This is a genomic window from Bacillus sp. BS3(2021) (genome assembly GCF_021043345.1).
Lineage (GTDB): Bacteria > Bacillota > Bacilli > Bacillales > Bacillaceae > Bacillus > Bacillus paralicheniformis.
The window spans coordinates 339050-356339 of record NZ_JAJNDM010000005.1 but is presented as its reverse complement, the minus strand read 5'-3'; the positions used below and the strand labels follow the sequence as shown (position 1 = coordinate 356339).

Here is a 17290-nt window from a genome sequence, read left to right as displayed (position 1 = left end):
ATTCATGTCCCATAAAGACAATGGCCATTTTATTATTTCTCAGGAAGACTGGTCCCTCCACCGAAAAGGGTATGATGACCAACAGCGTCACCAGAAAAAGGTGCAGGACGCGATCAAAAACAATCTGCCTGACCTGATTACGGAAGAAAGCATTATTATGTCCAACGGCAAAGATGTTGTCAAAATTCCGATTCGATCGTTAGATGAGTATAAAATCCGCTATAACTATGATAAAAATAAACATGCCGGCCAAGGAGACGGCGACAGCGAGGTAGGAGATATCGTCGCAAGGGACGGTTCGGATAAACGGGGCGCCGGCAAAGGCCAGGGAGCGGGCGATCAGGCCGGTGAAGATTATTATGAAGCGGAAGTTTCGTTAATCGATTTGGAAGAGGCGCTCTTCAGCGAAATGGAACTGCCGAATTTGGAACAAAAAGAACGGGATGATATCGTTGTCGAAGATATTGAGTTCAACGATATCCGCAAAACGGGTTTGACCGGTAATATCGATAAGAAAAGAACGATGCTCAGCGCTTTTAAGCGAAATGCAATGACGGGAAAACCTTCATTTTATCCGATCTACCCCGAAGACTTAAAATTTAAAACGTGGAATGACTCCGTAAAGCCGGAATCAAAAGCCGTTGTGCTCGCAATGATGGATACGAGCGGATCGATGGGCGTTTGGGAAAAATATATGGCGCGAAGCTTTTTCTTTTGGATGACACGTTTTTTACGGACAAAGTATGAAACGGTCGATATTGAGTTTATCGCCCATCACACTGAAGCCAAAGTGGTATCAGAAGAAGATTTCTTTTCGAAAGGGGAAAGCGGGGGCACGATTTGCTCATCTGTATACCGCAAATCCCTCGAACTGATTGAAGACAAATACCATCCGACACGCTATAACATTTATCCGTTTCATTTTTCGGACGGCGATAATTTGACATCCGACAATGCGCGTTGCGTTAAGCTTGTCGGAGAGATTATGGAGAAAGCGAATATCTTTTGCTATGGCGAAGTCAACCAGTACAACAGACATTCAACGTTAATGTCAGCCTACAAAAATATTAAAAACGAAAAATTCAAGTATTATGTGCTGAAACAGAAAGCCGATGTTTTTCAGGCTCTGAAGAGCTTCTTCAGCAATGAAGAACGGCATCAATATACATGAAAAAACGCGATTGAAACCTCCGGCAGCGGAGGTTTTTTGTTTGGAAAATATTTAAATCAAAATTTTAAGTGCAAGGTTATTGACATTCTTTATTACTTTAACTAATATTTAATCTTGTTAACTATTTATTTTGTTGTGCAGAGGTAAAAACAAATTTACCGCTTCCGATCTTTCTTGCTCAGTTTTGAACAACTTTTTCAGTACACGTCCCGCAAGTTGCTGGGCAGGAAATAGGAAAACGCAAAACCGCGGAAGCCGATCAAACCGGCTTCATCCAAAATATAAGGATATGAAAGGAGAAATAAACATGAGCAAAGGACGTTTAATTGCGACGAACATTATCGGACTCATCATCGTGCTTGCCATCTTAGCAGGAGGTGCGTATTTCTATTATGACAGCATCAGCTATGTGAAAACCGACGAAGCACACGTGACAGGCGAGATGGCCGACATTACGGCGCCTGCATCAGGGAAGCTCTCAGATTGGGATTTGAAAGAAGGATCAAAAGTTTCAAAAGACGAAAAAGCAGCGAAAATCAAAGGGGAACAAACGGTTGACGTGAAGTCGATCATGGACGGAACGATTGTCAAAAACGAAGCGAAAGAAGGCCAGATCGTACAAGCCGGTCAAACGCTTGCGAAAACCATCGACATGGATCATCTGTACATTACAGCTAACATTGAAGAAAACGACCTGAAAGACATCGAAAAAGGGGACAAAGTCGATATCGTCGTTGACGGTGATTCAGGCACTACATTTGAAGGAAATGTCGAAGAAATCGGCTATGCGACAAACTCAACATTTGACTTGCTTTCTCAAAGCAATTCAAGCGGAAACTACACGAAAGTGACGCAGAAAGTACCTGTGAAAATTTCAATTAAAAACCCGTCTGACAAAGTGCTGCCGGGAATGAACGCATCCGTGAAAATTTCAAAATAACCGGGGGAAATAAAAACGAGCGAAAGGAGGATGTCATAAGTGGCTTCTCAGAAAAAAGGAAATATGTCACTGCTCATCATTTTAATGGGCGGCTTGTTTCTGGCCATTTTAAACCAAACGCTACTGAATGTGGCGATGCCTCATCTCATGACAGAGTTCAATGTGAGCGCCACAACGATTCAATGGCTGACAACCGGATATATGCTTGTCAACGGCGTTTTGATTCCTTTATCAGCCTTCCTGATTATGCGGTTCGGCGGACGGAGCTTGTTTTTAACGGCGATGCTGCTGTTTACGGTCGGAACGCTGATATGCGGAATTGCGCCTAACTTCTCGACGATGTTAACCGGACGCCTCATTCAGGCAGTCGGCGGAGGCATACTTCAGCCTTTGGTCATGACCACGATTCTCTTTATCTTTCCTCCGGAAAGCCGCGGGAAAGGAATGGGAATCTTCGGGCTTGCGATGATGTTTGCTCCTGCTGTCGGTCCGACGCTATCCGGCTGGGTCATTGAAAACTACAGCTGGCGGATCATGTTTTACGGCCTTGTGCCGGTTGGTTTGATCGTCATCATTTTCGGTTTTTTCCTATTTAAAAATATGACGGAACCTAAAAAAATCAAATTGGACACAGCAGGCGCGATTCTTTCAATTGTCGGATTTGCGGCGTTGCTGTATGGTGTGAGCGAAGCCGGCTCAGACGGCTGGGATGATCCGCTCGTACTTTCCACAGTTGTGATCGGTGTGATCGGCATTGCCGCTTTTATCATCCAGCAGTTGAAATCGAAAGAGCCGATGCTTGACTTCAGAGTGTTCAAATACGATATGTTTTCACTGTCAAGCGTGATCAACGCCATCATTACAGTTGCTTTGTATGCAGGAATGTTCCTGATTCCGATTTATTTGCAAAACCTGGTCGGCTTTACAGCGCTTCAATCGGGGCTTCTGATGCTGCCGGGCGCACTCGTCATGCTTGTGATGTCGCCGATCTCAGGAATTTTATTTGATAAAGTCGGCCCAAGGCCGCTAGCGATTGTCGGATTATTGATCACTGTTGTGACGACCTACGAATTTACGACGCTTACGATCGATACACCGTATATGCACATCGTGTTGATCTATGCGATTCGGGCGTTTGGGATGTCCATGTTGATGATGCCGATCATGACTGCCGGCATGAACCAGCTTCCGCAGCATTTAAACAGCCACGGAACGGCGATGTCGAATACGCTTCGCCAAATCAGCGGTTCGATCGGAACGAGCTTGATCACGACGATTTATACAAATCGCACGACATTCCACTATGCATCAATGGCCGATCAGACAAATACGGCTGATCCGTCATTTATGAGCACATTGCAGTCAACCATTCAGTCAACAGCGCAATCGATGCATATATCTCTTGAACAAGCACAACAATATGTCGTGAAATATTTGACCGGACAGGCTCAGCTCAACTCGAATGTCATGGGCATCAATGACGCATTTATGTGGGCGGCCGGGTTCTGTGTCATCGGCCTCGTTCTCAGCCTGTTTTTGAGGGATGTCAGAAAAGACAAGCTGCGCAGGAAGAACAAGGCGGAGGAGCTGACATTGCTTCCGGCTCCTAAAGAAGCGAAAGAATCTTAAAATGAGGAGGTTCTGACATGAAAATTTATGTTGTTTACGACAGTGAAGGCGAGCATACGAAAAAGCTGGCTGAAGCCATTGCGGAAGGTGCAGGGGAACATGAGGCTGCAGACGTGCTGATCGATCATGTCAGCCAGGCGGATATTAGAAAGCTCGAAGAAATGGATGCTATCATCTGGGGCTGCCCAGGTCATTTCGGTACAATCAGCTCCGGATTAAAAACTTGGATCGACAGGCTGGGCTACCTTTGGGCGGAAGGGAAGCTGATCAATAAGATCGGCGCAGTCTTCTGCACAACAGCGACAACTCACGGCGGTCTTGAGGCGACAATGCTCAACTTAATAACACCGATGCTTCATCAAGGCATGATGGTCGTCGGCTTGCCTGGAAATGTACCTGAAAATGCTTTATACGGGTCTTATTACGGTGCAGGCATCACGTGTCCTGTCGACAGTGACGAACTGATCGGCGAAGAAGGCCTGGAGCTGGGCCGGGCTTTAGGCAGACGCGTCGCCCAAGTGACAGACCGCTTTACAGCAGGACAGTGAGGAGCGATTTGACATGACCATTATCTTGACCATCATCGCTGCTGTCCTCGTCATTATCGGTCTGGTGGTTTTTAATGTGCGGTCGGCGTCTTCACAGGATAAACCCGAACATGAGGATAACGCGGCAGCTGAAGCTGACATTCCTCATGTTCAAGAAGAAGCGCCTCAGCAAGTTGAAGCCGCTCAGCAAGATCCGTTCGAAATGAATGATCAAACCTATCGGGCGATCCTGCAAAAACTTCAACACCCAAAAGAGGAAAAAAAACAACCCGAGAAGTCGGAAATGGACGATATGGATTACCGAAAAGCATTAAAATCCATGAAAAAACGGGAACAGGATTAAAGGCAAATTCGCTGGGAACCAGCGGGTTTGCTTTTTTTATTTGCGCTTTTTTGCAATATTACTTGTGATTTCCCTCGTACTACTGATGCAGTACTCTGATACAGCTCGGTCTGGAAGGAAAGACGCAGCTTTGGTTATATAATCCGAACAACAGTGCGTTATTGCTGTTGTATACCAATTGATTTCCCGCGCTAGTTTATTCATTTTCGGGCTGATTGTCAGAAGCGTTCTGCTCTCAAGCAGCAACAGCCTGTTTTCCGCGTCATTTGCTTCTTGTCAATATCGCTGTCTTTTTAGGCTCCGTGTTTTTTCCACATGAGGTGATGTTCTTTCGAACGATAGATGAAGCGCTCAGAAAATATTCGGCTATCAAAAATTCATCCGGGACATTTCCTTGTTGATCTACAATGCTTATGGATTATTCGAGGCGCTGTTCATCAAGTGCAGAGATTCTGGAGCATTTCTTTAAAAGCTGATTCAGCCAGAAAGGAGATGAAGAACATTGCCTATTTAACAGAGCTTGATATGTTCTACGATCCATTTCGCGTCAAGGATATGATTCACTTTTATGAAACCCAGTTTTCCGATTTCCGTATAAATAAAGCGTGGGACCTGTTAAAGGACATGAAAATCGACAGGGATAAAAAAATCGGCAAGCTTTCCAAAGGCAACCGGGGCAGGCTGAAGCTCGCGCTCACATTGGCGCGCGATGCAGCGGTCGTACTGCTTGATGAGCCATTTTCCGGTCTTGACCCGATGGTGAGAGAGTCGATCGTCAAAAGCCTTCTTACATATTTGGAGCTTGATAAGCAGACGATCGTCATCGCCACCCATGAGATTCATGAAATTGAACAAATTTTGGATGAGGTCGTCGTCGTCTTAAATGGCCGAATTGAAGAAAAAAAGGATGTCGAACAGCTGCGCGAGGAATCCGGAATGTCGCTTTTGGAATGGCTGAAACGGTTTATCGAAGAAAAAGATTGAAAAGGCGGGAGGAGAAACAGTGGAAACACTTTTAGAATTAAAAAATGTATCAAAAACGATCAGGGGGAAAAAGATCATCGACGGCTTGAGCTTTGACGTGCAGGCAGGCGAGATTTTCGGCTTCTTGGGTCCGAACGGCGCCGGAAAAACGACGACGATCCGGATGATTGTCGGGCATATGAACATCACCGCCGGTGAAATCGCCGTGTGCGGTGTCAGCGTAAAAGAAAATTTTGAAAAGGCTGCACGGCATATCGGAGCGATCGTTGAAAATCCGGAACTGTATAAATTTTTAACGGGCTACCAAAACCTTCAGCAATACGCGCGCATGACGAAAGGCGTAACGAAACAGAAAATTGACGAAATCGTCGAGCTTGTCGGATTGAAAAACAGGATCAACGATAAGGTCAAAACGTATTCTTTAGGAATGAGACAAAGGCTTGGCCTGGCCCAAAGCCTTTTGCACGATCCGAAGCTCTTGATTCTCGATGAGCCGACGAACGGGCTTGATCCGGCCGGTATCCGGGAAATCCGCGATCATTTAAGAAAGCTGACGAGAGAAAGAGGTATGGCGGTCATCGTTTCAAGCCACCTGCTTTCAGAAATGGAGCTGATGTGCGACAGGATCGCCATTATCCAGAACGGAAAGCTCCGGGATATTCAGCATGTGCACGGACCCGCTCGGGATGAAAAGAAGCGCTATTATCTTCAAGCGGATGACAATCAGGCTCTGATGCGGGAAGCGGCTGCTTTCAGAAAGATGAAGGTTGACGAAGCGGAAGGCGGGATAGAGCTCAGCCTTCAAAAGGATGAAGTGCCTGATTTGATCAAACACTTAACAGACAGCGGTGTCCGCCTATATGAAGTGAAGGCTGTGAACAAGTCGCTGGAAGACCGGTTCCTGGAAATCACCGCAGATAAGGAGGAAGCTCAGCATGTTTAATCTCATCGTAAATGAATGGATCAAAATTTTTAATCGAAAAGGCACATACGTCATGATCGCGATTTTGCTGTTATCTGCCATCGGGCTGGGCGTTCTCACAAAGACGATCGGAGAGACAGACCACAACCCGGACTGGAAAAAAGAATTAATGCAGGAAAATAAAGATATGAAAGAACAACTTAAAGGGGTCAATAATCCGGCACTTGAAAAAAGCTATGAACGGTCGACCGCCATTAATGAGTATCGAATCAAGCACGATTTGCCGGAAGACGGGGACTATTCGGCCCTGTCGTTCATCAGCGACGCGAGCAGCATCATTCCCCTCCTCGGTCTGTTTGTGATCACGGTGGCTGCGGGAATCGTTGCGAATGAATTCAGCTGGGGGACGGTGAAGCTGCTTGTGATCAGGCCGATCAGCCGCTTTAAAATTTTGCTGGCAAAATATTTTACAGTTCTGCTTTTTGCATTGGCTTTGCTTTTCATTCTGTTCGCAAGCGCGGGTATCACAGGCCTTGCTTTATTCGGGGCAGGCGACGGCAGCCAGGTTCACTTGGCGTACGCCGATGGAACAGTTGAAGAAAAAAGCCTGCTGCTGCACTTGGCCGGCAGCTATTTGCTGAATTCAATCTCGCTTTTGATGATGGCGACAATGGCCTTTATGATTTCAGCTGTTTTCAGAAACAGCTCGCTTGCCGTAGGTATTTCAATTTTCCTTTTGGCAATGGGCGGAACGGTGACAAACCTGCTCGCGACAAAATTTGAATGGGTGAAATACATCTTATTTGCCAACACTGATCTCACTCAATACTTTGATGGATCTCCGCTTGTTTCAGATATGACGCTGGGATTCTCGATTGTCGTGCTGGCTGTCTATTTTATCGTTTTTCATGTGCTCGCCTTTGGGGCATTCACAAAAAGAGACATCGCTTCATAAGCGGTATTCACGAAAAAGCCTCACCCCGGTTTTCCGGGCGTGAGGCTTTTTTAAATAAAATATAAAAAGACTGCTGACATTCGGTCAGCAGTCCTGTATGAAGATCAGCGGTTCACAGCTTACGCTTTTGTTACGTTAGCAGCTTGTGGTCCGCGGTTTCCTTCAACGATTTCGAAAGATACAGATTGGCCTTCTTCCAAAGTTTTGAAGCCTTCGCCTTGAATAGCAGAGAAATGAACGAATACATCGTCTTGTCCTTCAACTTCGATGAATCCGAAACCTTTTTCAGAGTTAAACCATTTTACTTTACCTTCTAGCATGAAATTTCCTCCTAAAGCGATAACGCTTAAATTCACTATTCTTGCTCTAAAACAAACTTCCAAGACGAAAACTCTTACAAAACTTTCTTCTTAAAGATAGTTCGAACAAAAATAATTACCTTTACTTTACCAGTGTTTAAGCGAAATTACAACTGCTAAACACAATTTTTTTAAAAAAAGTGAAATTTAATAATCAGGGCGAAAAATAAAGCATTGAAAAGCATGTTTTTGAAATTTTCACAAATCTGATTGACAACATTTCAAAGAAGCTGTAAAGTTAGGTAAAACTTCATGCATCAACACTTCTTATTCAGAGAGGCGGAGGGAATTGGCCCTATGAAGCCTCGGCAGCGGGTTCTGCATACAGCAGAATACTGTGCCACATCCAACAAGCCGTACGGGCTTGGAAGATAAGAAGAGAGCGGACCACTCTATTTACTTCGTGTCGTCTAAGGCTTCTTCTTATTTTTTAAGAGGGAGCCTTTTTTGTTAGCCAAAAAGAGGAGGAAGATCATCATGATTACATTTGAAGGCGTTGAAAAGGTCTATGAAAGCGGCGGACAGAAGGTTCATGCGCTCAATGGAATCGACCTTCATGTAGATAAAGGGGAAATATACGGCGTCATCGGATTCAGCGGCGCAGGGAAAAGCACGCTGATCCGCTGTGTGAACTTCCTTGAAAAACCGACGGCCGGAAAGGTATTCGTCGGCGGAAGAGACTTAATGTCTCTGTCGAAAGCTGAGATTCGAGCTGTTAAAAGGAAGATCGGCATGGTATTTCAGCATTTTAACCTGTTAAATTCAAAGACGATTTTCGCTAATGTCGCTGAGCCGCTCGCGCTTGTCAAAACACCGAAAGCCGAAATCAAGCAAAAAGTGACGGAACTGCTCCATTTTGTCGGACTTGAGGATAAAGCCCGCGATTATCCGGATCAGCTGTCGGGCGGCCAAAAGCAGCGCGTCGGCATTGCCCGGGCGCTGGCGACAAATCCGGAGGTTCTGCTCTGTGATGAAGCGACATCCGCGCTTGACCCGCAGACGACCGGCGATATTTTGAAGCTGCTGAAGCGCGTCAACGAACAATATAACATCACGATTTTGTTGATCACTCATGAAATGAATGTGGCAAAAGAAATCTGCGACAAAGTCGCGGTCATTGAAAAAGGAAGGATCATTGAATCAGGCAGCGTGTTTGACGTGTTTTCCGCGCCGGAAACCGAAACGGCCAAAAGCTTTGTCAAATCAGCCATCGACCACGAGATACCTGAATCGATTCAAAAATTAAATGTGAAGCATCTCTACCAGCTTCAATTTGTCGGCGAATCTTCCGGGAAGCCATTTCTTTCGCAAGTGGCAAAGCGGTTTGACGTAGAAGTCAACATTCTGCACGGAACGATTACAGAGCTTCAGGGAATTCCGTTTGGCAGTATGACGGTTGAACTGCAGGGGGAAGACGGTGAAATCGGGCGGGCGCTCGAATATATCCGCAGAGAAAACATTCGCATCAGGGAGGTATAAGCATGCTTGTTACATATGACCAAATCATTGACGCACTGGTTCAGACGATTCAAATGACGGTTTTCTCGCTTTTATTTTCAAGCGTGATCGGCATTCCGCTCGGCATTTTGCTGGTTGTCACAAGGAAGGGGCATCTGCTTGAAAATCCGGCAGTTTTTACGGTTGTCAATATGATCATTAACATTTTCCGTTCCGTTCCGTTTATCATCTTGATGGTTGCTTTAATTCCGGTGACAAGGCTGATTGTGGGGACGTCCATCGGCACATCGGCAGCGATTGTTCCCCTGACTTTTTATGCGGGGCCTTACATCGCAAGGCTCGTCGAGAACTCTCTGCTTGAAGTCGATCCGGGAGTCATTGAAGCCGCTGAAGCAATGGGAGCGACTCCGCGGCAGATCATCTTCCGGTTTCTGATTCCGGAAGCGCTCGGTTCGCTTGTGCTGAGTTTTACGGTGGCAACGGTCGGATTGGTCGGAGCGTCGGCGATGGCTGGTGCGATAGGCGCCGGCGGTCTTGGGGATTTGGCGATCACATACGGCTACCAAAGGTTTGACACGCTGACGATGATCATCACGGTTGCAATTCTCGTCATCGTTGTGCAGGGATTGCAGACATCCGGAAACGTTCTGTCCAAAAAATTGAGAAGAAGATAAACAGAGAGGGAGACAGCTATGATGAAAAAGTTCACATTTGTTATCATTTTACTGCTGCTTGCGGGAGTGATCGCGGGGTGTGCGGCAGACTCTGATGCGAAAACCATTAAAATCGGCATCAGCGGAACGGATACAAGAATCTGGGACTTTGTGAAGAAAAAAGCCGAGAAAGAAGGCTTAAAGCTTGAAATCGTCAAATATTCTGATTATGTTCAGCCGAACCAGGCTTTGGCGGGCGGTGACATTGACGCCAATGCATTTCAGACGATATCTTACTTTAATGCATTCAAAAAGGAACGCAATCTTGAACTATCGCCGATCGGCACAACGATCATCGCTCCGATGGGCATTTATTCCGAGAAGTATGATTCGCCTGACGATATACCAAACGGCGCGGAAATCGCTGTTCCGAGCGAAGCGACGAACATGGGCAGAGCCTTGCTCCTGTTGGAGTCCGCCGGCCTGCTTCAATTAAAGGACGGATTTGACGGAAACGGAACGCTTGATGCGATTAAAGAAAATCCTAAAAAACTCAAAATCACAACGGTGGCCGCAGAGCAAACGCCGCGCGTGCTTCCCGACGTCGCTGCATCTGTTATCAACAACGGCATAGCGGTTGACGCCGGCTTCCATCCTGTCAAAGATTCGATTAAACTGGAAGACGAAACAGCGACACCGTACATCAACATTATTGCGGCCAGAACAGAAGACCGGAACCGTGAAGATTTGAAAAAGATCGTTGAGCTGTACCAATCAGACGATACCGCTGAATTGATCAAAAAAGAGTTTGACGGTGCACAGCTGCCGACTTTTGTTCCACTGAAAGACATCGGCGAATAAAATGTCAGTCGCGCAATTGATTCCCGGGTCATATATTGAAATACATCGATAATTCCTACTTGACCAATCAGGTTTGTTGTACTATAGTTTTTAAATGTAAAAAATTCTGGGGGTGCTTTTGTTACCATGACATTATTTGTTGTTATTAATATTATCGTCATGCTCGGCCTGATGGCGCTCCTTTATATGATGCAAAAAAAACATGTTTCTTTTTCTAAGCGGGTATTTACCGCTCTGGGAATCGGCATTGTTTTTGGATTCGCTTTGCATTTTATATATGGTTCGTCTTCAGAAACGATTACGCAGACATCTGATTGGTTTAATATTGCAGGCGGCGGCTATGTGAAGCTTTTGCAGATGATCGTTATGCCGCTTGTATTCATCTCGATTTTGGGTGCTTTTACAAAGCTTAAACTGACGCACAATATCGGAAAAATCAGCGGATTGATCATCGGCCTCTTGATCGCGACGACAGCTGTCGCTGCTGCGGTGGGAATCGCGTCCGCACTTGCTTTCGACCTGCAGGCTGTCCATGTGGATCAAGGCCAGGCAGAGTCAATGAGAGGGGCGGAACTCGAACAGAAATCGCAGGACATGGAAGCCAAAACACTTCCACAGCAAATTGTCGAGCTTCTTCCGGGGAATCCGTTTTTAGATTTTACGGGAGCAAGACCGACATCAACGATCGCCGTTGTTATTTTTGCGGCTTTCCTTGGAATCGCGTATCTCGGGGTCAATCGAAAACAGCCTGAACAAGCTGAGCTTTTCAAAAAGATGGTTGATGCCGTGTATGCGATCATTATGCGTGTAGTGACGTTGATTCTGAGGCTGACGCCTTACGGTGTATTGGCGATCATGACAAAAACGATTGCAACGAGCGATCTCGACAGCATTGCCAAGCTCGGCAAATTTGTCATCGCTTCATATGTGGCGCTGATCGTCATGTTCATCATTCACCTGCTGCTCATTACATTCAGCGGTTTAAATCCTGTCACATACTTGAAAAAGGCGTTTCCGGTCCTTGTATTCGCGTTTACATCTAGATCAAGCGCAGGCGCTTTGCCGCTGAACATTAAAACGCAGCGCAGCCTCGGTGTTCCCGAAGGCATTGCAAACTTTGCCGGTTCCTTCGGACTGTCCATCGGACAAAACGGATGTGCCGGAATTTACCCTGCAATGCTCGCGATCATGATTGCGCCGACGGTCGGACAAAATCCGCTTGAGCCGTCATTTTTGTTCACGGTTATCGCTGTTGTTGCGATCAGCTCTTTCGGAGTGGCAGGCGTCGGCGGAGGTGCGACATTTGCAGCGCTTCTCGTCCTTTCGGCGTTAAATATGCCCGTAGCGCTTGCTGGACTGCTGATTTCGGTTGAGCCGCTCATCGACATGGGGCGTACGGCTCTTAATGTCAGCGGCAGCATGACGTCAGGACTTGTCACAAGCAAAGCAACAAATGAACTTGAAAAAGACACGTACCAAGACCGTACTAATATCATTGAAGCAGAAGTGTAAAAGAAGAACGGCCCGCACAGCTTGATTGCTCGTGCGGGCCGTTTTTTATGAATAGTTTTGGTCGTTATCGAACATCGTCTGGTTTGCAGTCTGATCGTTCATGACATTAACCGGGGCAGTCATATGGCTTGATTGATGCTGGTCGTTTGCCGTATGGCCTGACTGGCGATGTTCCTGTGACTGTCCTCCGGAATTGAAAGCCTGTTTGATCATGTCAGCCGGATTCATCATCATCTGGTTTCGGCCGTTACCTTGCTGTCGACCTCCCATGCCCTTCGCGAACATGCCTGTCAATCTTTTGCGGATTTCGGGAGAAAAAGCCGCGGTCAATGCAGCTGATCCTAAAACCAATACAGCGGGATGGATGCCTGATCTTCTTCTAAACAAAGGGTCAACCTCCTTTTTACGTATACCATCCCCAGTCCTGATCGGTTTTATTCTTCAAGCTGTGCCGCGAGATATAAGCGGTTACTTTCGAAAAATTCGAAAATTTTATGGTAGGCTTTTATTTTATTTTCTCTTTTAGAAAAACCGTGCCCTTCATTTTCCAAAACAAGATACTCAATATTCCGCCCCATGGCTTTTAACCGATCGACGACCTGATCGGACTCTTCCTTTACGACGCGGGGATCGTTTGCGCCTTGGATGATCAGCATCGGCTGAGTCATATTCTCCAGGTATGTAACAGGAGAATCGGCTTTCAGTTTTTCATAATCCCGCTCAGGGTTGCCGACCCATTTTTCCATCATCGGCTGCCAGAAATCCGGTACGGATTCGACAAACGAAAACAGATTGCTGACTCCGCATATATCGACGACGGCGCGGAAATACTCTGGATGCCTTCCGTGAAGCAATAGCGACATATACCCTCCGTAGCTGCCCCCCATTAAAAAAAGTTTTTCGCGGTCCGCAAGCTTTTGATCGATAAGCCAGTCGATGCCTGCAGTCATATCGAGGCGCGGTCCGTCTCCCCAATCTTGTTCAACCATTTTAAAGAAGGAATAGCCGTAATTCGCTGATCCCCTGAAATTAGGGGCGAATAACTGGTAGCCCATTTTCGCAGCGAGTTGAAAGAGATCATAGAACATAAAGGTTTCTGCATCTTGCGGTCCGCCGTGCGGCCAAATAATCGTCCAGCCGTTCGCTTCTTCCGGGACCGGCTTAAACAGCAGCCCTTCTATTGCGAGACCGTCAAAAGAAGGATATGTCACAACCTCCGGATATGACAGCTCCTGTTCGGAGAAACCCGGAACCGAATGTTTCGTTAATTGCCGCCATTTCGTCTGTCCTTTCGTTAATACATAGAGATTAGCCGGCCTGGTCGGCGTTGAGCCGAGAATGTACAGCGTGCCCGAAGAGGCGCAGTGTATTTTCGAAATGGATGTGCAAGGGCAGTCCACCTGCCGGCTTCCTCCTGTTGCTGTGTTGTACTCATACATCACCTCTTTGACGCCTTTTTTTCCAATCAGATAAAGGAAAGTTCCACTCGGATCAGCGTGGATGGCTGTTAAATCAGTTTTGTCAATCGAAAGCACCGGCGCAAAAATACCGGATGAAACGTTGTACAAGGCAAGGTATGAAAACTCGGCTTCGTAGTTTGTCGTGACGAATAACCGATCATCAGATGCAAAGCGGGAAGAATAAACGATATGAGGCAGCGTCTCATCGGGGACGATTCCTGTCGTCACACCTTCGGCGGTATGGATCATGCAGACATTGTGGCTGTTGACATAGTAGACATGGATGCTGACGGCTTTCTCGCCCGGGCTTACATCAGCCAGTATTGAAGTTCCGTATTTTCCTTCAAAAATAAGCTCTTCTTTTTCAGCGAGACAATCGTATCTGTATGTATTTAAAAATGTCGGATTGTCCTTTGTGGAGGAGTAGTAAACGGCGTTTTGGACAGGGATGGGCTCGAAGTGGCGGTCCGTTTGATTTCCGTTTAATGAATGGAACGACCCGTTTTTTGACGAAAGCTTGTACAGTCCGCTTTGTTCGTTTCCGTCATGGTCAAAACCTGCATAGAGAATAGAGCCGTCGGGATTGTAGGCGATTCCTTTTGCATCCTGATTCAAGAATGACAGCTGGTACGGGTATGCATCTGGAAGATCCATCGCCCACAGGTTTGATGTTCCGTTGAGATTTGTATCAAAAACAAGCTGCGTCTCATCGGGATGTACCGCAAAGTCTTTAATTCGCAGCACATGCAAAATGCTTTTTGCTTTTTCCATTTTATATACACCTCCGGATTTATTTGGGTATTTTTACATTCAATAAGATCATAACAAAAGTCGCGTATAAAAAATATGCTTTAGACAAATAAATAACACGAAAAAGAAAAAACCTATACGTCAATCATTAAAGGAGGCAATTTTAATGTTCAGTATGAAAAAAAGCGCGATTGTTGCTTTGCTCCTTCCGTTTTTGTTCACAGCCGGATGCGGCATGGCAAACCAGGGGGCGGATAACAACCGTCGCAACCAGGACAATGCGCTTCAAAATGTAACAAACAGAGATAACGACCGCACGAATGTCAATGACGGCAGAAACGTCAACGACCAAATGAATGTGACAGACAACCGCGATGCCAATCGGAACAATAATAATATGGAAGTGGCGGATAAAGCTGCAGACAAAGTGACGGAACTGAAAGAAGTCAGAAGTGCAAACGTCATTACGACAAACCGCAACGCTTATGTAGCGGTCGTTTTGAAAGGCAATCCGAAAGGCGACGTAACGAATGAGCTGAAAGGGAAAATCTCGAAAAAGGTTAAAGAAGCAGACAATAACATCAACAATGTATTCGTTTCGGCAAATCCTGATTTTGTTGACCGGATGAGAAATTATGGCGACAGAATCCAAAATGGCGAACCGATCGAGGGCATGTTTGAAGAATTCGGTGAAACGATCAACAGAATTTTCCCGAATCAAAGATAATGAAAAGCCGCAATGAGCGGCTTTTTTTGTTGGCTGCTTTTCATACAGGCCACTTCCTGAACCTTTCCGCATAGTGTGTAGTACAGAGAAGCACATCGCGGAGGAGGGATGATATGTGACGGGAGAGATGAAAGCAGCCTTTATTTTAATTATGGCGGGCACTCTATCCGCTTTGTTATTGGCCGTTTTTGTCGTGTTCAGCCAAGAGAGCCCTGAGGCAGCTGTTCTTTCTGGGAAAAAAGAAAAACTGAAAGAATCGCTGAAAATGCTTAAATATGAAAGTGTCAGCATTTATTACGCTAAAGAAGATAGGCCGATCCTGGAGCTGACAAAGGAGACGCTTCGGGATGCAGCTGACATGAATCGGGAACTGTTTGCGAGTCCTCTTCAAGACAGCGTTGATTTGATCTTTTTTTCAAACCGCGATGATATGGAGTCATTTTCAAAATTAAAGGATATCACCGGATTTTACTCAAATGATATGCGGATGATCGGGCTGTTGCTCGAGGAGAAAAAGCATCTGAATAGCGGCGAGGGATTCGCCGTCTTCCTGTACAAACGGGTGCTGATACATGAGTATACCCATTATGCTTTTCACGTCAAGCTGAGAGAACTGAATGCCGACCCGAAAGCTTATCCGCTTTGGTTTCACGAGGGAGTGGCGGAATGGGTTTCTGCGCATGACGCCGTAGAAATCCGGACTTTGCCGTCAGCCGTTCCGTTGAGCAAGCTGAAGACCGACAGGCAGTGGCAAAAAGCACGCATTGGATATGAAACCGATATTTATTTGCAAAGTTATTATTTGATCGAAGAGCTCGCGGAGAAAAAAGGAAGGGGTATCATCCTCGACATTATCGAGGAAACGGCTGCTCGGGGAAGTTTTGAAGACGGATTTAAGGCCGCCGTCGGTCAGTCTTTACCGGGCTTTGAAAAAGAATTCAAACGGAAATATGAAGCGAAAAAAACGGCATGGAAGGTTTCATTCTTCCGTGCCGTTTTCATTATCAATGAATAGGTCTCTGCTGCCCGTTCGGAGGCATTTGCGGCTGACCTTGCACCGGAGCGAATGCTGAAGTCATCTTCTGCATGTCTTGCGGTGCAAGCTGAGGAACTTGATAGTACCCGTGTTTGTTCTGATAAAGGAAAATTTCATAAGCCATTTCGATATAGTGAGGAATCTGGTCTGCGAGAACCCTTCTGCAGACAGGGTTTGTCACTTCGGGAGCCGCCATGGCCAATGCCGAACAATTGGTTTTCATCAAGCCGAGCATAAAGCTGCTGATACAGGCGTCATCAATCGCCTGCACGGATTGCTTCGGCTGTTTTGGCTGGGCATCTTTTAACCCGTAGACAAATTGGCGATCCTCTTTCATCATATATGTTGCCGTTTCCTGGCTCGGCTTTTGCCCCGTTCTGAAACATTCTGTTGTGATGTTGTACTGAGACGAAATAAACCGGTGCTGCCTGTCCAAAATATCGAGCAGCTCCGGATCTTTGACATGCTCTCTGAACATCATATATTGCTCAAGAACGCCGATCATACCGGACAACACTTCATGCATGTCAAACACTTCGTGGCCCCCGTGATTCATATGCTGCATTCCTTCATTGCCTTGATTGATTTGCATTTGCGGCTGGTTTTGCTGTTCCACTCTAACGTATCCTCCTTAAATGTAATTCAACTATTATATTTCGTTTTTGCCGTCATATTTATTCAAAAAAGGAATAATCGATAAACTGGATTTAAAGGGATTTTATTCTAACCGTCGAATAGTTTAGTTCAGAGAAAATATTATGGGGGTCTTGTGTTCAAAGACAATATAGCATCTCATTGGTCGAAAGTGGAAATGAGGTCATTTTGGCGTCAAACTGAAAAAAACTGAGGATCAGGAGAGGAAATTCTGGCCGGTTTTGAGATCCCTCGTACCTTTGTAAACGGAGCACATATCTGCCGGGCGATGATGAAATGTTCATGCATGCTTCCGGCAGTTAAAGGAATTCGGTGAGTGGATGGATGT

The 17290-nt window shown here is 46.0% G+C and carries 18 protein-coding genes and 1 riboswitch; of the genes, 14 read left to right on the top strand and 4 right to left on the bottom strand.

Annotated elements, in window-relative coordinates:
• Window positions 1-4: 4 nt before the first annotated feature.
• The 8 genes from yhbH to LQ247_RS13780 all read left to right on the top strand — a co-directional run bounded on the left by yhbH (window position 5) and on the right by LQ247_RS13780 (window position 7492).
• A complete protein-coding gene (gene yhbH, locus LQ247_RS13815) occupies window positions 5-1171 on the top strand; it encodes a sporulation protein YhbH (protein WP_020450675.1) in 1167 nt (388 codons plus the stop codon).
• Between the two features lie 307 nt (window positions 1172-1478).
• Window positions 1479-2111: an HlyD family secretion protein gene (locus LQ247_RS13810; RefSeq protein WP_020450676.1), complete on the top strand. Its 633-nt coding sequence runs from the start codon at window positions 1479-1481 to the stop codon at window positions 2109-2111.
• Window positions 2112-2174: 63 nt separating this feature from the next.
• Window positions 2175-3740 (top strand): DHA2 family efflux MFS transporter permease subunit, encoded by a 1566-nt coding sequence (locus tag LQ247_RS13805; protein ID WP_217626294.1) that lies wholly within the window; start codon window positions 2175-2177, stop codon window positions 3738-3740.
• Window positions 3741-3757: 17 nt separating this feature from the next.
• Window positions 3758-4288 (top strand): NAD(P)H-dependent oxidoreductase, encoded by a 531-nt coding sequence (locus LQ247_RS13800; protein ID WP_020450678.1) that lies wholly within the window; start codon window positions 3758-3760, stop codon window positions 4286-4288.
• Between the two features lie 13 nt (window positions 4289-4301).
• The gene (locus tag LQ247_RS13795; protein ID WP_231006163.1) at window positions 4302-4631 is read left to right on the top strand and encodes a hypothetical protein; all 330 of its coding nucleotides are present in this window, start codon (window positions 4302-4304) and stop codon (window positions 4629-4631) included.
• A gap of 441 nt (window positions 4632-5072) precedes the next feature.
• Window positions 5073-5615: an ATP-binding cassette domain-containing protein gene (locus LQ247_RS13790; RefSeq protein ID WP_230459163.1), complete on the top strand. Its 543-nt coding sequence runs from the start codon at window positions 5073-5075 to the stop codon at window positions 5613-5615.
• A 19-nt stretch (window positions 5616-5634) separates the two neighbouring features.
• Window positions 5635-6558, top strand: a complete 924-nt coding sequence (locus tag LQ247_RS13785; protein WP_231006162.1) for an ABC transporter ATP-binding protein — start codon at window positions 5635-5637, stop codon at window positions 6556-6558.
• Window positions 6551-7492 (top strand): ABC transporter permease, encoded by a 942-nt coding sequence (locus LQ247_RS13780; protein ID WP_020450683.1) that lies wholly within the window; start codon window positions 6551-6553, stop codon window positions 7490-7492. The genes LQ247_RS13785 and LQ247_RS13780 overlap by 8 nt, the downstream gene beginning before the upstream one ends.
• 119 nt (window positions 7493-7611) lie before the next feature.
• On the opposite strand, the gene cspB is transcribed toward LQ247_RS13780, so the two are convergent.
• Window positions 7612-7812, bottom strand: coding sequence for a cold shock-like protein CspB (gene cspB, locus LQ247_RS13775; RefSeq protein ID WP_003155376.1), 201 nt, complete (start codon window positions 7810-7812; stop codon window positions 7612-7614).
• Between the two features lie 303 nt (window positions 7813-8115).
• Window positions 8116-8229, top strand: a riboswitch (SAM riboswitch).
• A gap of 99 nt (window positions 8230-8328) precedes the next feature.
• Here cspB and LQ247_RS13770 point away from each other — a divergent pair.
• From LQ247_RS13770 to LQ247_RS13755, 4 genes are all read left to right on the top strand, one after another.
• Window positions 8329-9330, top strand: coding sequence for a methionine ABC transporter ATP-binding protein (locus tag LQ247_RS13770; RefSeq protein ID WP_023856483.1), 1002 nt, complete (start codon window positions 8329-8331; stop codon window positions 9328-9330).
• 2 nt (window positions 9331-9332) lie between these two features.
• Window positions 9333-9983: a methionine ABC transporter permease gene (locus tag LQ247_RS13765; RefSeq protein ID WP_020450685.1), complete on the top strand. Its 651-nt coding sequence runs from the start codon at window positions 9333-9335 to the stop codon at window positions 9981-9983.
• A gap of 21 nt (window positions 9984-10004) precedes the next feature.
• Window positions 10005-10823 (top strand): MetQ/NlpA family ABC transporter substrate-binding protein, encoded by an 819-nt coding sequence (locus LQ247_RS13760; protein WP_041817169.1) that lies wholly within the window; start codon window positions 10005-10007, stop codon window positions 10821-10823.
• Between the two features lie 126 nt (window positions 10824-10949).
• Window positions 10950-12335 carry an L-cystine transporter gene (locus LQ247_RS13755; protein ID WP_020450687.1) on the top strand — a complete coding sequence of 462 codons (1386 nt, stop codon included), beginning with the start codon at window positions 10950-10952 and terminating at the stop codon, window positions 12333-12335.
• Window positions 12336-12380: 45 nt separating this feature from the next.
• Here the strand turns inward: LQ247_RS13755 and LQ247_RS13750 are convergent, their stop codons facing one another.
• Window positions 12381-12722 carry a hypothetical protein gene (locus LQ247_RS13750; protein ID WP_020450688.1) on the bottom strand — a complete coding sequence of 114 codons (342 nt, stop codon included), beginning with the start codon at window positions 12720-12722 and terminating at the stop codon, window positions 12381-12383.
• 47 nt (window positions 12723-12769) lie between these two features.
• Window positions 12770-14566 carry a S9 family peptidase gene (locus tag LQ247_RS13745; protein WP_106070799.1) on the bottom strand — a complete coding sequence of 599 codons (1797 nt, stop codon included), beginning with the start codon at window positions 14564-14566 and terminating at the stop codon, window positions 12770-12772.
• Window positions 14567-14711: 145 nt separating this feature from the next.
• Here LQ247_RS13745 and LQ247_RS13740 point away from each other — a divergent pair, with 145 nt between their 5' ends.
• Together LQ247_RS13740 and LQ247_RS13735 are read left to right on the top strand one after the other, a co-directional pair.
• The gene (locus LQ247_RS13740) at window positions 14712-15272 is read left to right on the top strand and encodes a YhcN/YlaJ family sporulation lipoprotein (RefSeq protein WP_035339130.1); all 561 of its coding nucleotides are present in this window, start codon (window positions 14712-14714) and stop codon (window positions 15270-15272) included.
• A gap of 115 nt (window positions 15273-15387) precedes the next feature.
• Complete coding sequence (locus LQ247_RS13735) at window positions 15388-16287, top strand: hypothetical protein (RefSeq protein WP_231006161.1); 900 nt, start codon at window positions 15388-15390, stop codon at window positions 16285-16287.
• On the opposite strand, the gene LQ247_RS13730 is transcribed toward LQ247_RS13735, so the two are convergent.
• On the bottom strand, window positions 16277-16924 hold the full coding sequence (locus LQ247_RS13730; RefSeq protein ID WP_020450692.1) for a spore coat protein: 648 nt from the start codon (window positions 16922-16924) through the stop codon (window positions 16277-16279). The genes LQ247_RS13735 and LQ247_RS13730 overlap by 11 nt on opposite strands.
• Between the last annotated feature and the right edge of the window lie 366 nt (window positions 16925-17290).